We start from the raw sequence: 13187 nt of genomic DNA, 5'->3' as shown, positions 1-13187 counted from the left end.
CCCCCCCCCCCCCGCCCCCCACCCCGGGGTCAAAGGAGCCGGCCCCGTCCCCGGGCCGGCTCCGCCATTTCCGGGGGGGGTACTCCTGAGATCACTATAAAGCCGCGAAAATTGCTATTGGTCCGATGGTGGCCTCACCACAAGCTTCTCGACCAGCCGTCTAAGTTCGGAAGGCGTCGTATGACCGCCGACGATCTCGTGATAGCTGATGCCTGCCCGACGCAGGGCTTCTTTTTTAACCGCGTCACGCGCAGCTGCTGAGCCCTGATGGTGGGCATGGCCCTGGTATTCGAGCGCATGCCGAGGCATGCAGTTGTCATCCACGAGCAGCAGATCGACGCGTTTCGAGTTGATGCAACTGTAGGCGTCTGCATCTGTACTGCGCAGAATTTCGCCCAACGAAACTTGCGCCATCACCTGCCATCCCGGATTACAGCCGACCACCATGCGATCGAGTTCCTTGAAGACCCGCACTTCACTCCTGTTGAGGAGCGGCTGAACCGTAAAGTGCGCACCCATAACGATCCGCAACTGGTCTGCGGGATCAGTGGGTTTCGGTGGCGGGGGAACGGGCTTCGGCGTGACCCACAGGCCGCTAAGGATGTCATCCCCACTGCGCTCTCGGGCCCAGCGGTTCTTTCTCATCCATGCTCGCCGTCGCTTCTTCGATAGGAAACGCTCCAAGGCCATACCAGCAAGGACGCCGGCGAGGAGAGCAACGATCAGCAGAACAGCTATCCCAATTAGCTCGACAAACTCGGATGGCATGGAACCAACCTACCTCAGGGACTTAGCGTTCTTTCAGTCCCATGTTCACGTCACGAAAATCATCAGCGATTTGCAACACGACTATCTGCTGATCGCTCCGGAGATTGGCCCAAGAAAATATTAGTCCGCCGTGATATACATTTCCATAGGTCGAAGATCGAGACATTATCAGTCGGCAACTCCGCCTTCTGGACCACTGCCATGTTGGAAATCCCGGAAGATCGATGCGAACGCCATCGTCTGTTCAAGGCGATCGATGATGCCTTCAAGGCTGGTGACTTCGAGGCCCTCGGCACCGCCCTGGGCGGTTCGCCCCGCTGGTTCGACGAGCGCATGCCGTTCGAACTCGGTCTTGGCCATCCGCTGGAATACGCGATCTACTGGAGCCCACCCGCCTTCATCGCAATGCTGCTCGAGGCCGGATCGAGCCAGAACTATGACGATCATGCCGGATTTCCATCGATCATCGCGGCGCTGTCCACCGAGCGGGCGGACAAGCTCGACATCATCCGCATCCTCATCGATCACGGCGCCGATGCTGACATGCGCGGCGTCAACGATTGGACGCCGCTTCACTACGGCGTGGCGATGCGCGACGCCGAGGCGATCCGCCTGCTCCTCGCCGCCGGCGCGGATCCCACCTTGAGGACCCGTATCGACCACTACACGACTGCGCTTGAAGAAGCAGACATCGCAGGGTTCGAGGTTGCCGCGTCGCTGCTGCGGGCAGCCATTGCCGAGCGCGCAACCGGCAGCCGGGATCGATAGACGGTGCCCGAAGCCATGCGCCGGCCGGGAGCTCAGACCTTCGTCAGCCCCGCTTTGAAGCGCTTGCCGTTGGCGACGTAATGCGCGGCCGAGCCACGCAGCCGCTCGACCGCCGCGTCGTCCAGCACCCTGATCGCCTTGGCCGGCGAGCCGACGATCAGCGAATTGTCCGGGAATTTCTTGCCTTCGGTGACCAGTGCGCCGGCGCCGACGAGTGAATTCCTGCCGATCCTGGCGCCGTTCAACACGATGGCGCCCATGCCGATCAGGCTGTTGTCGCCGATCGTGCAGCCATGCAGCATGGCGCGGTGGCCGATCGTGCAGCCCTGCCCGATGGTCAAGGGAAAACCGGGATCGGTGTGCATGACCGTGTGTTCCTGGACGTTGGTGTCGGCGCCGATGACGATCGGCTCATTGTCGCCCCTGATAACGACGCCGAACCAGAAGCCGGCATTGCGGCCGATCCTGATGTCGCCGATCAGCGTGGCATCGGGCGCGATCCAGTTCGTGTCGGCATCGGCGAAGCTGGGCTCCGTTCCATCGATCGCATAGAGCGGCATTGTCGGTCTCCGAATCGTCTCAGGCTGGAAACCCTAGGAGACGGACCGCCCATGAAGCAATGGCGAGCACGACGACGCCCAGCGCAAGGGACCAAGCAATGGCGGTGCAGCCGCACGACAGGAGCGCCGCTGTCGAGATGCGGTGCTGGCGCCGGGCGTCAAGGGCTTCGTTGACCAGCATGAACGGCCCGGCGCCGGCCGTGACGGCCAGCGAGCGCAACAGATGCGAGGGCGACACATAGGGCTCGGCGAAGGCGACCTTGCGGCCCGATACCAACTCCATTGTCGAGCCCGCCAGGCCGCAAACCGTCAGGCCGACGACAAAGGCGAACAACAAGAGTTCCATCTGGGCCATATTAACCCTCCATTTACCATGAAATCGCACTGTCGTTTCAGGAAGGCTGCAAGAGCCGTGCCGTGCGAGGTGTGCCGCCGAGGGACAGCGGACGGTGGGACGAGGACCGAGATGAAGCAGGCAGCGACCGCCGACGGCCCGGAACTGACCGTGGTCGATTCCAAGTTGATGAAGCGGGTGTTCTACGCGTTCGCCGCACTTGCCTTGCTGTCGATAGCGATCAGCCTTGGCGGCAAATGGTTCGGCCGTTCCATTGCCATGGCCGGATATACCGACGACGCGACCACACGCGCGGTGGTGATCGGCAAAAACGTCGTCACCGTGCCGGCCAATTTCATTCGCTTCGAGCAGGCCCGGCGCGACGGCATCGCCTCGCGTCTCGACCTTTATCTGCGCTATCCCCAGATGGACGGCTACAGCGAGGCGTCGCGCGACGATTTCAATCACGCCGGGGCCAACAGGAACATCATCTTCCTGTCCTTCGAGCAGCAGATGATGTCGCGCGACATGAGCGGCCGGTTCGGGCCGATCTACAGCGCACTGATCGTCCAGCCCGGCAATCCCGGCCCCGGCGGCACGACGGTCTACGCGTTCAATGAGAAATCAGGCTACCTGAACGAGGTGCTGGTCGTCGGCAAACGCGCGGGCAAGGACCCTTTCGTGGCCCGCTGCCTCAGCGGGCCGAGCGCCGACGAATCGCTGGCTCCTTGCGAGCGGGACATCCATGTCGGGAATGATCTCAGCCTTACCTATCGCTTCCCAAGGGAATTCCTTGGCGACTGGCAGACGCTCGACGCCGCCATCACGGCCGAGGCGGGGCGTATCCTCAAGACAGGACATTGACAGGCCGCTCGACGCGGCCTGCCTTTGAGACCGTGGCTCAGGCCAGATCGATGTCGAGGATCGCCATCGAGAAGTTGTAGTCGCCGTCGTCCTCGTCCTTGAAGACGATGCCGAGGAACTCGTCGCCGACATAGACTTCGGCCGAATCTTCCTTGCGCGGCCGTGCCTTGACCTCAAGCTTCGGGTTCTGGAAGACGCGCTTGAAATAGGCGTCCAGCTTTCTGATTTCGTCCGGCTTCAACAGTCTTCTCCGATCATCGGGCTTGCTCGTTTGAACGGCGCTTCTGGCACGTCGACAATGGCGATGTAAAGGCAAGCCGGCCTTATTGCACCGGAAGCGGCGGTGCCGCCCGGCAAATCGCGATCATGCCGTGCGATTGCAAATCAGATATCGAAACTGATCACCTGGTCCATCGTCTGCGACGGCAGAAGCTGGTCCATCTGGCGCGAAGGCTGGTCGCAGCCGGTCTCGCCGACCACGCGGGCCGGCACACCGGCAACCGTCTTGTTGTGCGGCACGGGCGACAGAACCACCGATCCCGCGGCAACCTTGGAGCAATGGCCGATCTCGATGTTGCCGAGAATCTTGGCGCCGGCGCCGATCAGCACGCCACGGCGGATCTTGGGGTGGCGGTCGCCGCCGGCCTTGCCGGTGCCGCCCAGCGTCACGCCGTGCAGGATCGACACGTCGTCCTCGATGACCGCCGTCTCGCCGACGACGAGGCCGGTGGCATGATCGATGAAGATTCCCTTGCCGATGCGCGCGGCCGGGTTGATGTCGGTCTGGAAGACCGAGGACGAGCGGCTCTGCAGGTACAGAGCGAAATCCTTGCGGCCGTGGTTCCACAGCCAATGCGCCAGCCTATGGGTCTGGATGGCGTGAAAGCCCTTGAAATAGAGCACCGGCATGATGAACCGGTCGCAGGCCGGGTCGCGGTCATAATAGGCCTGGATGTCGACGCGTACCGTGGTCGGCCAATCCTTGTCGTCGGCCAACATCGACTTGAAGGTCTGGCGGATGAGATCGGAACCGATATCCTGGTGCGCCAGCCGCTCCGCGATCCGGTGGATGACCGCCTCTTCCAGGCTCTCCTGGTTGAGGATCGTCGAATAGAGGAAGGCGGCCAGCAGGGGATCGCGGTTGACCGCTTCCATCGCTTCGTCGCGGATCGAACGCCAGATCGGATCGACCGGCTGCAACGCGCTATGGCGGGAAATGCTGATGCTGTTCATCGACGTCTCGTCCTGCGTCCTGCTAGTCTGCCTGTTGTGCGGCCGCACATATAGGCCAGATCATAGCATGATTGAACTCAATTTTCCTTAGTGCTGTGTCAAATGGATTTGGTTCGCGGGAATTCAAGCAGCCATGGAAAACGAACCCTTGATCGACGACGCCCTGAAAACCGAGCTTTCGGCACTCTATGCCGCCGGGGACCGCCACTATCACGGCCTTGCGCATATCGAGGCAATGCTGGCGCTTGCCAGCGACTATCGGGGGGAACTCGGCGACCCCGGGGCCGTCGAGGCGGCGATCTGGTTCCACGACGCCATCTATGACAGCCGCGCCAAGGACAATGAGGCGCGAAGTGCCGACCTTGCCGAAGAGAAGCTCGAGGGCCGCGTCGATGCCGAGCGGCTCAAGCGCATCGGCGCGATGATCCTCGCCACCGCCGCGCACCAGTTGCCGCCGTTCGATGACGCCGCGGCGGCGCGCGACGCCAGTCTGTTCCTCGACATGGATCTTTCGATCCTGGGCGCCGCGCCGGACGCGTTCGACGCTTATGAACGCGCGGTTCGCCGCGAATATGACTGGGTGGAGGAACCGATGTGGCGAGCCGGCCGCGGCGCGGTGCTGAAGACCTTCCTTGCGCGACCGCATCTCTTCCACACGCCAGAATTCCGCCAGCGCTTCGAGCCGCAGGCAAGGCTGAACATTGCACGGTCGCTGGAGGCGCTCACCGTGGATAGAGGATAATCAGGTAAAGGCGCCGATGGTCGACGCCATGGCCATCAGAATACCGAACCTATCCTTGCCGCCCGCTCAGAGCGGGTTTTCGGTATAAAACTCCAGAACCCGCTGCTTGAAGGTCTTGTCCCCGACGGCAAGCATATGATCGCGGCCTTCGATATGAAAGGCCCTGGCATTAGGCATCAAGGCCGCGAGCTCGTCGGGCGAGCCGCCGATGTCGTCGGTGGTGCCGACCGCGATCAGCGTCGGCTGGGCGATGCGCGCGACGTCGTCCTCGCTGAGCAATTCGCGCGACGTGGCGATGCAGGCGGCCAGCGCCTGGCGATCGCTGCGGGTCTGGTCGGCGAAGGCGCGGAAAGAGCGGCCGCGCGCATGGGTGGTCGCGGCCGGGTCGTCGGAAAGCAGAGCGGCGGCGATCGGATCCCAATCGCCGACGCCATCGATCATGCCGATGCCGAGGCCGCCGAAGACCAGCGTCGCCACCTTGTCCGGGTCGGACAGCGCCAGGAACGCGGCGATGCGCGCGCCCATCGAATAGCCCATGACATGGGCCCGCTCGATGCCGAGGTGATCGAGCAGGGCTGCCGCGTCCGAAGCCATCTTCGCGGGCGTATAGTCGGCCTCGTCATAGCTCTTGGATGACGCGCCGTGGCCGCGATTGTCAAAGGCGATGGCCCGATAACCGGCATCGTTGAGCGTCTTGAACCAGCCAGGCGACACCCAGTTGACGTAGTGGCTCGAGGCGAAGCCGTGGATCATGAGCACCGGGTCGCCCTCGCCCGACGCCGGCTGGCGGTCGAGAAAGGCGAGATCGAACCCGTCATGGGGAAAAAACTGCATTGGAAGGCGATCCCCGCGCTTAATCGGAACCGACGTTCGGAGAATCGCCCTTGTCGGCCGGCGGCGTGCCAGGACCCGACGCCGTCCCGATCGCCGGATGACGCAGCAGATCGCCATCCGCTATGCCCTCCCTGGCGGCGGTGCCGGCCTTGAGTTCGAGCACGAAGCGGACCGGCTCGCCGGGCGAGACGATCGCCTCGGACTGCGGCTCGCCCTGTTTGATGGCGCGGATCCTGCCATCCTGGCCGACAAAGATCAGGTCGAGCGGCATCGGCGTGTTCTTCATCCAGAAACTGACATCGCGCGTCTCGTCGAAGACGAACAGCATGCCATGATCGGCGGCCATCTCCTCGCGAAACATCAGGCCTGCTTCACGCTCCGCCTCGGTATCGGCGACTTCGATGGAGAAGGAGCGCTCGCCGCCTTTCGTGACCGCGATGAGCGGCGCAGCGTCGACGGGAAGGATCATCGCCCGGCCATCGGCCACGCTGGGTACCTGGAAATAGAAGAATGCGGCCGCGGCGACCATAACGGCGGCCACAGCGCACATCACGCCCGCTGTCAGCACGTTCCTGTGTGTCATAAGAAATCCTCGGCCGGGCTCGCCCTAGTGCGAGACCGGCAAGGTGCCCATATCGGGGTGAATTTCGGCGGCCATAAGGCCTTTGTCACCGCGGCCGAAACGGACAAGCACGACCTGCCCCGGCCGAAGCTCGGTAATGCCGTAGCGGCGCAAGGTCTCCATATGGACGAAAATGTCCTCGGTGCCCTCGCCGCGCGTCAGGAAGCCAAACCCCTTGGTGCGGTTGAACCATTTGACCAAAGCGCGTTCGAGCCCGCTCTCCGGCGTCACCGAGACATGGGTGCGCTGTTCCTGCATTTCCGCGGGATGGACCGCTGTGGTGACATCCATGGAGAGAACGCGGAAAGCCTGCAGCCCGCGCTCGCCCTGCTTCACAAGGCAGACCACGCGCGCGCCTTCCAAGGCAGTCTGGAAGCCGTCCCGTCGAAGGCAAGTCACATGGAGGAGGATATCGCCCGAAACACCGTCGTCGGGAAGGATGAAGCCATAGCCCTTGGCCACATCGAACCACTTGATGGCGCCGGCAATCTCGGCCAGGTCGGCATCGCCGCCTTCGTCGCGCGTCAAGGCGTCGGCAAGGGTCCCGGCCCGTCCGGTCAAAGAGGCCTTTTCCCCCATAAGAATGCCCCCTTTTTTCAAGAAACACCGCAACTGATTCTTGACACCAGATTAACACCGCGGCTTCCGGTGTGTGCAAGACCTGACGTGCCTTTTTTCACGGTTCATTGCGGGAATACCGGATTTGTTCTTTGCCGGCACCGCTTGCCGCCTCACGATTGCCCTTTGACCGGGCCGACCCTATGTTGCGCCGCAACCCAACAGATCGAGGAAAACACATGCGCTATCTGCACACCATGGTCCGCGTCGCCGATGTCGATGCCTCGCTCGATTTCTACTGCAACAAGCTCGGGCTCAAGGAAGTTCGCCGCTATGAAAACGAACAAGGCCGCTTCACGCTGATCTTCCTGGCGGCGTCCGAAGACGAGCAGAGCGGCATCGCCGACAAGGCGCCGCTGGTCGAACTCACCTACAATTGGGATCCGGAAGACTACAAGGGCGGGCGCAATTTCGGTCACCTCGCCTATGAGGTCGACGACATCTACGCCACTTGCCAGCATCTGATGGACAACGGCGTCACCATCAACCGGCCGCCGCGCGACGGCAACATGGCCTTCATCCGGTCGCCCGACGGTATTTCCATCGAGCTCCTGCAGAAGGGCCCGGCCAAGGCCAAGGCCGAGCCCTGGGCATCGATGGCGAACACCGGAAGCTGGTAAGGTTCTGCCCCGGGACCGGGCGGAAGCGCCCGGTCGGCTTTGGCGTTCGGCCGGGCAATGCCTATCTGCCTGAAGTCGCGCCGGCGCCGTAGCACCGGCGCATTGTCATGCGAATGGGTTCGCGCCCATGGAGAATTCAATCATGCCTTCCAGCCACGCCGACGTCGCCACCGAACATGCCAGCCGCTACCTGCAGCAATTGTGCAAGCATTGGGCGCACAAATTCCCGGTCGAGTTCGACCCGAACCATGGCGCCATCGATCTCTCGCTTGGCCGCACGGTCATGGACGCCGATGCGGCGGCGCTGCACATCACGGTGTCGACAGACGAAGCAGGATCGCTCGAGCGCCTGGAAAGCGTCGTCGCCGACCACATCAAGCGCTTTGCCTTCCGCGAGGAACTGTCCTTCGATTGGAAGCCCGCTCCGGCGGCTTGACAGGCCTAGAGCGGTTCAGCATTTGATAGAATCGCCGACCCGCTCTAACTCTTTGTTTTTACGCAATTCCCAAGGGGAAGCGCTACGCGCTTCTCCCGGGAAAACCGTTACACACTTTTCTTGGAATTGCTCTAGCTCTTGCCGGCTTGACGAGCCATCTCCAGCAGCGCCAGCACCGAGCGCCAGTTGCGCGCGGTGCCCGGCACCTTCAGAACACGCGGGATGAGGTTGGCGAACACCGATTTGCCGAGCCCGTCCGGTGCGCTGAGGTAAAGCACGTCGCCCTTGATCTCGAAACGCTCGGGACCTGTGCACTTCTCGGCCAGCCGCGCCGCCTCGTCGGCGGTCGGCTCACGCTCCAGCGCGTAGGCGTGGAGCTTTGTGTGGTCGGCGGCGACTTCGGGATAGGGATTTTCGCGCACCAGCCGTTCGAACCATGAGAGGTCGCGCACCATGATGCGCGAATGAAAGCCCCATTTCGCCTCGAAGGCCGCCTCGATCCTTTTCGTCAGCGCGGCCGCGTCGCCCTTGTCGGCCCGGAACACGGCATTGCCGCTCTGCACGTAGGTGGCGACATCGCAAAAGCCGAGCCCCTCGAAGAAGGTCCGCAACTCCGCCTCTTGACGATGCGGTTGCCGCCGACATTGATGCCGGAGAACAGGGCGATGAAGACCCTTCCGCTCATATGATGAACCCGGCCAATGTTTCGTTGTCGGTGATGTCCTGATACTGGACGCCCTCGGCCTCGAAATTCGCCTTGAGCAGATCGAAATTGCGGCGATCCTTGGTTTCGATGCCGATCAGCACCGAGCCGAAATTGCGCGCCGACTTCTTCAGATATTCGAAGCGCGCGATGTCGTCGTCAGGACCCAGCATTTCGAGGAAGTCGCGCAACGCGCCCGGCCGCTGCGGAAAGCGGATGATGAAGTACTTCTTCAGGCCCTCGAAGCGCAGCGCCCGTTCCTTGACGTCCGGCAGGCGCTCGAAATCGAAATTGCCGCCCGAGACCACGGCAACGATGGTCTTGCCCCTGATTTCCTTCCTGGAAAAATCCTTCAGCGCATCGATCGCCAACGCGCCGGCCGGCTCGAGCACCACGCCTTCGATGTTGAGCATTTCGATCATCGTCGCGCAGAGCCGGTTTTCCGGGACCAGCCGCACGCTGTCGGCGGCAAACTCCCTGAGATAGCGCAAGGGTTCGCGGCCGATCTCGGCAACCGCGGCGCCGTCGACGAAATTGTCGACCTTGGCGAGCTTCAGCCGCTTTCCCGCCGCGAGGCTGTCGCGCAGGCTCGGCGCGCCGGCCGGTTCGCAGAAGACGAACCGCGCCTCGCGGCCCTGGTCGGCGAAATAGTGCGTCACCCCCGCAGCCAGACCGCCGCCACCCACCGGCAGCATGACGATGTCGGGCATGCGCGCGCCCGGCATCTGTTCCGCGATCTCATAGGCGACCGTCGCCTGCCCCTCGATGATGTCCTTGTGGTCGAAGGGCGGCACCATGTGGGCGCCAGAGCTTTCGGTGAATTCGAAGGCGGCGCGATAGCAGTCGTCGAAGAAATCGCCGACCAGCTTGATCTCGACGAAGTCGCCGCCAAACAGCCTGGTCTTGTCGATCTTCTGCTGCGGCGTCGTCACCGGCATGAACACCACGCCTCGTTTGCCGAAATGGCGGCAGACGAAGGCGAAACCCTGCGCATGGTTGCCGGCGGAGGCACACACAAAGAGCTCGGCCTGGTTGCCTTCGCCAAGCGCCTTTCGGAAGAAGTTGAAGGCGCCGCGGATCTTGTAGGATCGCACCGGGCTCAAATCCTCGCGCTTCAACAGCACCCGCGCGCCGGTCTTTCTGGACAGATAGTCATTTTCCTGCAGCGGGGTTTCGGGAAAGATCTGACGGATCGCGGCGGCGGCGGTGGCGACGCGCGAGGAAAAGCTGGTCATGGCAAATTCATCCCGGATCGCCCGCGGGCGCGTTAGAAGACAACCCTATTACACATCCGCCTATTACACATCCGGCCCCGCAAAGACCATTGCCCGGCTGGGTCAGCGCTCGCGGCGACGCCTTCGCGAAATGTTTGCAGGCGCTTGGGGCCGTTTGTTCATGCTTCCCGCATCGGGCCGGCGGACACTTTCGTGAACGCTTTCCGCGATGTGGCGGCCTTGCCGCCAAGGCTTTGGCTTTCGCGCAACAGTGGATAGCCATCGGCGGAAGCCGACCAGATTTTGCCCGGAGATGACTTACTTCCGCCGCACTTCGCCTGCTGGGGAGGTATCGCGGAGGGTGGACGAGCCCTTACTGGGCTTGAGTGGAATTTTTGACGTGCATTTGAAGACGATTTGCATTCTAGCGCTTGCCTTGCTGGTGGCGGGCTGTGGCGGCCGTAAAACCGAGGAACTGCTCGGCAGCGCGGTCATGTCCGCGCCGGTTACGGAAATCGCGGGCAACCATTCGATCTTCATCGCCACGACGCGCAAGAAATCCGACGATCCCAACAAGGTTTTCGACGGCGAACGCTCGGCCACGCTGAACTACGCTCGCGTCAACGTCACCGTTCCGGGGATCCACACGACCGGCCAGATCGAACGGCGATCGCGCGGCAAGTCGAATGATCCGGCCAAATACTTCATGGCTTCCGAGGTCGTCGGCTACGATACCCAACCAAAATTCTCCAGCGCTCTCAACGCCGACATAGCGGCGCGCGGCGGCCGCGTGATGGTGTTTGTCCATGGCTACAACACCGGCTTCGACGACGCCGTCTACCGCTTGACCCAGCTCGTGCATGATTCCGGCTATCCCGGGACGCCGGTGCTGTTCTCCTGGGCCTCGGGCGCGAAGACCACCGACTATGTCTATGACAAGGAAAGTGCCAGTGCCGCCCGTGACCAGCTCGAAGTGACCTTGCGAATGCTGCAGCAGTCCGGCGCGCGGCGCATCGACATTGTCGCCCATTCGATGGGAACCTGGGTGACAATGGAAACGCTGCGCCAGATGGCCATCAGCGGCGATCGGGACCTTGGCGGCAAGCTCGGCGACGTGGTGCTGGCCTCTCCCGACATCGACGTCGATGTGTTCAAGAGCCAGATGCGCCGTTATGGCAAGCCCGACAAGCCGTTCATCCTCTTGTTGTCGGATGACGATCGCGCGTTGCGGTTATCAGGCCTGATCGCCGGCTCGCGGCCGCGTGTCGGCGATTACAAGGATGCCGCCGACCTTGCCTCTTACGGCGTGACGGTCGTCGATCTCTCCAAGGTCAAGGGAAGCGACAGTTTCAATCACACCAAATTCGCCGACAATCCGGCCCTGGTGAAGATGATCGGCCAGCGGCTGCGCGAGGATGATGGTTTCGCCAGTGACCGGGACGTGACCGATCGCATCAGCCTGCTCGGGCAGTAGATGCCGCGCCACGGGTTTGGCCGTGCCGTTCGCCCTTACCACGCTGTCGGCGCACTTTGAACTGGACCGCGCCCGTCTCTGGCCTTATCGGAGTATCGAGCGACGTCATGCGTTTGACGTCCCCCGTTACGGGAGCCGACGCGTGGCCTTGCGCTTGAAGAGTTTCGGTGTCGTCGCCTTCGCGTTGCTGTTCGCCGGCTGCGCTGGAAATACGCATGACCTGCTCAACAAGACGACGGTCAGCGTGCCGGCATCCGATATCGCTGCCACCCATGAAATATTTGTCGCCACCACCCGCCAGAAGGCGACAAAGGACCCAAGGCAGGTCTTCGACGGCGACCGTTCGCTCACCACCAGCTTCGCGCGGGTCGACGTCACGGTTCCCAAGAGCCATCAGGTCGGCAACATCGAGCGCGCCAAGGGTTCGGCCAACAGCAATCCAGCCAAGGATTTCACGGCCAAGGATGTCACCTATTACGAAAGCGCGCCGCAATTCGCCAAGGCGGTCGGCGCCGACATCGCCATGCGCGGCGACCGTGCGCTGGTTTTCGTGCATGGCTTCAACAATGGTTTCGATGACGGCATCTACCGGCTGACGCAGATCGCCCACGACACCAAATATCCGGGCACGCCCGTGCTGTTCTCCTGGGCATCGAGCGCCAAGACGACCGGCTATATCTACGACAAGGACAGTTCCACAGCCGCCCGCGACGATCTCGAGGCGACGCTTCGGATGCTCGCCAAGACGCGGGTCAAGAGCATCGACATCATCGCCCATTCGATGGGGACCTGGCTGACCATGGAGGCGCTGCGCCAGCTCGCCATCACCGGCGACCGCGATCTCGGCGGCAAGCTGGGCTATGTCATCCTTGCCTCGCCTGATATCGACGTCGACGTGTTCAAGAAGCAGATGATCCGTTATGGCAAACCCGACAAGCCGTTCGCCGTGCTGCTTTCGGGCGATGACCGGGCGCTCAAATTGTCCTCGTTCATCTCCGGCGACAAACCGCGCGTCGGCGACTATGGCAACGCCGCCGATCTCGCCTCCTATGGCGTGTCGGTGGTCGATCTGACCAAGACGAAAGGCGGCGACGGCGGCCTCAACCACGCAAAATTCGCCGACAACCCGTTCCTGGTGCAATTGCTCGGCGACCGCCTGCGCACACCAGCTGGCCTCGCCTCGGACGAACCCGATCCGGCACAGCTCAACAATATAGGCCAGGGCCTCGGCAAGGCCGTTGGTTCGGTCGCCGAGGTCGTCATCACCACGCCATTCAAGGTGCTGACTATCGTCACCGGTGGGTGAGAGGTTCAGCCTATGTCGTACTCAATTTTGGTATTTGGTGGAATCGGTCTCGGCATTCTGGTTTATTTCAACCTTATGGATAAGAATACGC

Annotated in this window: 16 protein-coding genes and 1 pseudogene; 7 read left to right on the top strand and 10 right to left on the bottom strand. The window is 62.4% G+C overall.

Going from position 1 to position 13187, the window contains the following annotated elements:
- Positions 1-114 precede the first annotated feature (114 nt).
- A complete protein-coding gene (locus tag LB569_RS06355) occupies positions 115-768 on the bottom strand; it encodes a DUF2726 domain-containing protein (protein ID WP_224534472.1) in 654 nt (217 codons plus the stop codon).
- A gap of 201 nt (positions 769-969) precedes the next feature.
- Between LB569_RS06355 and LB569_RS06350 the strand changes: the two genes are divergently transcribed.
- The gene (locus LB569_RS06350) at positions 970-1536 is read left to right on the top strand and encodes an ankyrin repeat domain-containing protein (protein ID WP_224534469.1); all 567 of its coding nucleotides are present in this window, start codon (positions 970-972) and stop codon (positions 1534-1536) included.
- 32 nt (positions 1537-1568) lie between these two features.
- On the opposite strand, the gene LB569_RS06345 is transcribed toward LB569_RS06350, so the two are convergent.
- Both LB569_RS06345 and LB569_RS06340 read right to left on the bottom strand, forming a co-directional pair.
- The gene (locus tag LB569_RS06345) at positions 1569-2096 is read right to left on the bottom strand and encodes a gamma carbonic anhydrase family protein (RefSeq protein ID WP_224534468.1); all 528 of its coding nucleotides are present in this window, start codon (positions 2094-2096) and stop codon (positions 1569-1571) included.
- Positions 2097-2115: 19 nt separating this feature from the next.
- Complete coding sequence (locus LB569_RS06340; protein WP_224534467.1) at positions 2116-2451, bottom strand: DUF6949 family protein; 336 nt, start codon at positions 2449-2451, stop codon at positions 2116-2118.
- 111 nt (positions 2452-2562) lie between these two features.
- Here LB569_RS06340 and LB569_RS06335 point away from each other — a divergent pair, with 111 nt between their 5' ends.
- Complete coding sequence (locus LB569_RS06335) at positions 2563-3294, top strand: hypothetical protein (protein WP_224534466.1); 732 nt, start codon at positions 2563-2565, stop codon at positions 3292-3294.
- Between the two features lie 37 nt (positions 3295-3331).
- Here the strand turns inward: LB569_RS06335 and LB569_RS06330 are convergent, their stop codons facing one another.
- Together LB569_RS06330 and cysE are read right to left on the bottom strand one after the other, a co-directional pair.
- Positions 3332-3535: a DUF3126 family protein gene (locus LB569_RS06330; protein ID WP_006200852.1), complete on the bottom strand. Its 204-nt coding sequence runs from the start codon at positions 3533-3535 to the stop codon at positions 3332-3334.
- A gap of 143 nt (positions 3536-3678) precedes the next feature.
- On the bottom strand, positions 3679-4527 hold the full coding sequence (gene cysE, locus LB569_RS06325; RefSeq protein WP_140710918.1) for a serine O-acetyltransferase: 849 nt from the start codon (positions 4525-4527) through the stop codon (positions 3679-3681).
- Between the two features lie 133 nt (positions 4528-4660).
- On the opposite strand from cysE, the gene LB569_RS06320 reads away from it, so the two are divergent.
- Entirely contained in the window at positions 4661-5269 is a 609-nt protein-coding gene (locus tag LB569_RS06320) for a hypothetical protein (protein WP_224691497.1), read from the top strand.
- Between the two features lie 66 nt (positions 5270-5335).
- Here LB569_RS06320 and LB569_RS06315 read toward each other — a convergent pair whose 3' ends face one another.
- The 3 genes from LB569_RS06315 to LB569_RS06305 are packed head-to-tail and all read right to left on the bottom strand — an operon-like array spanning position 5336 to position 7304.
- Complete coding sequence (locus LB569_RS06315; RefSeq protein WP_224691496.1) at positions 5336-6103, bottom strand: alpha/beta fold hydrolase; 768 nt, start codon at positions 6101-6103, stop codon at positions 5336-5338.
- A gap of 19 nt (positions 6104-6122) precedes the next feature.
- The gene (locus LB569_RS06310; RefSeq protein ID WP_224534463.1) at positions 6123-6686 is read right to left on the bottom strand and encodes a DUF192 domain-containing protein; all 564 of its coding nucleotides are present in this window, start codon (positions 6684-6686) and stop codon (positions 6123-6125) included.
- A 24-nt stretch (positions 6687-6710) separates the two neighbouring features.
- Complete coding sequence (locus LB569_RS06305; protein WP_140710911.1) at positions 6711-7304, bottom strand: cold-shock protein; 594 nt, start codon at positions 7302-7304, stop codon at positions 6711-6713.
- 218 nt (positions 7305-7522) lie between these two features.
- On the opposite strand from LB569_RS06305, the gene LB569_RS06300 reads away from it, so the two are divergent.
- Both LB569_RS06300 and LB569_RS06295 read left to right on the top strand, forming a co-directional pair.
- Positions 7523-7963 carry a VOC family protein gene (locus LB569_RS06300; protein WP_140710909.1) on the top strand — a complete coding sequence of 147 codons (441 nt, stop codon included), beginning with the start codon at positions 7523-7525 and terminating at the stop codon, positions 7961-7963.
- A 142-nt stretch (positions 7964-8105) separates the two neighbouring features.
- Positions 8106-8399, top strand: a complete 294-nt coding sequence (locus LB569_RS06295; RefSeq protein WP_224691495.1) for a DUF2218 domain-containing protein — start codon at positions 8106-8108, stop codon at positions 8397-8399.
- A gap of 131 nt (positions 8400-8530) precedes the next feature.
- Here the strand turns inward: LB569_RS06295 and LB569_RS06290 are convergent.
- Together LB569_RS06290 and ilvA are read right to left on the bottom strand one after the other, a co-directional pair.
- Positions 8531-9084, bottom strand: a pseudogene (locus LB569_RS06290) (DUF1697 domain-containing protein).
- Complete coding sequence (gene ilvA, locus LB569_RS06285; RefSeq protein ID WP_224691494.1) at positions 9081-10337, bottom strand: threonine ammonia-lyase IlvA; 1257 nt, start codon at positions 10335-10337, stop codon at positions 9081-9083. The pseudogene LB569_RS06290 and the gene ilvA overlap by 4 nt, the downstream one beginning before the upstream one ends.
- Before the next feature lie 379 nt (positions 10338-10716).
- Here ilvA and LB569_RS06280 point away from each other — a divergent pair, with 379 nt between their 5' ends.
- Positions 10717-11790 (top strand): alpha/beta hydrolase, encoded by a 1074-nt coding sequence (locus LB569_RS06280; RefSeq protein WP_140710901.1) that lies wholly within the window; start codon positions 10717-10719, stop codon positions 11788-11790.
- A 142-nt stretch (positions 11791-11932) separates the two neighbouring features.
- Positions 11933-13096 carry an alpha/beta hydrolase gene (locus LB569_RS06275; RefSeq protein WP_224691493.1) on the top strand — a complete coding sequence of 388 codons (1164 nt, stop codon included), beginning with the start codon at positions 11933-11935 and terminating at the stop codon, positions 13094-13096.
- The last annotated feature ends 91 nt before the right edge of the window (positions 13097-13187 follow it).

Source organism: Mesorhizobium sp. BH1-1-4, from assembly GCF_020165665.1.
GTDB lineage: Bacteria > Pseudomonadota > Alphaproteobacteria > Rhizobiales > Rhizobiaceae > Mesorhizobium.
The sequence above is the reverse complement of the archived record's forward strand: the minus strand, read 5'-3'. Positions and strand labels throughout refer to the sequence as shown.

Bases quoted from the DNA above. Each gene is read 5' to 3' on its own strand.
- LB569_RS06315 (WP_224691496.1), bottom strand. From the start codon at position 6,103: ATGCAGTTTTTTCCCCATGACGGGTTCGATCTCGCCTTTCTCGACCGC.
- LB569_RS06345 (WP_224534468.1), bottom strand. From the start codon at position 2,096: ATGCCGCTCTATGCGATCGATGGAACGGAGCCCAGCTTCGCCGATGCC.
- LB569_RS06340 (WP_224534467.1), bottom strand. From the start codon at position 2,451: ATGGCCCAGATGGAACTCTTGTTGTTCGCCTTTGTCGTCGGCCTGACG.
- LB569_RS06300 (WP_140710909.1), top strand. From the start codon at position 7,523: ATGCGCTATCTGCACACCATGGTCCGCGTCGCCGATGTCGATGCCTCG.
- LB569_RS06335 (WP_224534466.1), top strand. From the start codon at position 2,563: ATGAAGCAGGCAGCGACCGCCGACGGCCCGGAACTGACCGTGGTCGAT.
- ilvA (WP_224691494.1), bottom strand. From the start codon at position 10,337: ATGACCAGCTTTTCCTCGCGCGTCGCCACCGCCGCCGCCGCGATCCGT.
- LB569_RS06305 (WP_140710911.1), bottom strand. From the start codon at position 7,304: ATGGGGGAAAAGGCCTCTTTGACCGGACGGGCCGGGACCCTTGCCGAC.
- cysE (WP_140710918.1), bottom strand. From the start codon at position 4,527: ATGAACAGCATCAGCATTTCCCGCCATAGCGCGTTGCAGCCGGTCGAT.
- LB569_RS06320 (WP_224691497.1), top strand. From the start codon at position 4,661: ATGGAAAACGAACCCTTGATCGACGACGCCCTGAAAACCGAGCTTTCG.
- LB569_RS06355 (WP_224534472.1), bottom strand. From the start codon at position 768: ATGCCATCCGAGTTTGTCGAGCTAATTGGGATAGCTGTTCTGCTGATC.
- LB569_RS06295 (WP_224691495.1), top strand. From the start codon at position 8,106: ATGCCTTCCAGCCACGCCGACGTCGCCACCGAACATGCCAGCCGCTAC.
- LB569_RS06310 (WP_224534463.1), bottom strand. From the start codon at position 6,686: ATGACACACAGGAACGTGCTGACAGCGGGCGTGATGTGCGCTGTGGCC.
- LB569_RS06350 (WP_224534469.1), top strand. From the start codon at position 970: ATGTTGGAAATCCCGGAAGATCGATGCGAACGCCATCGTCTGTTCAAG.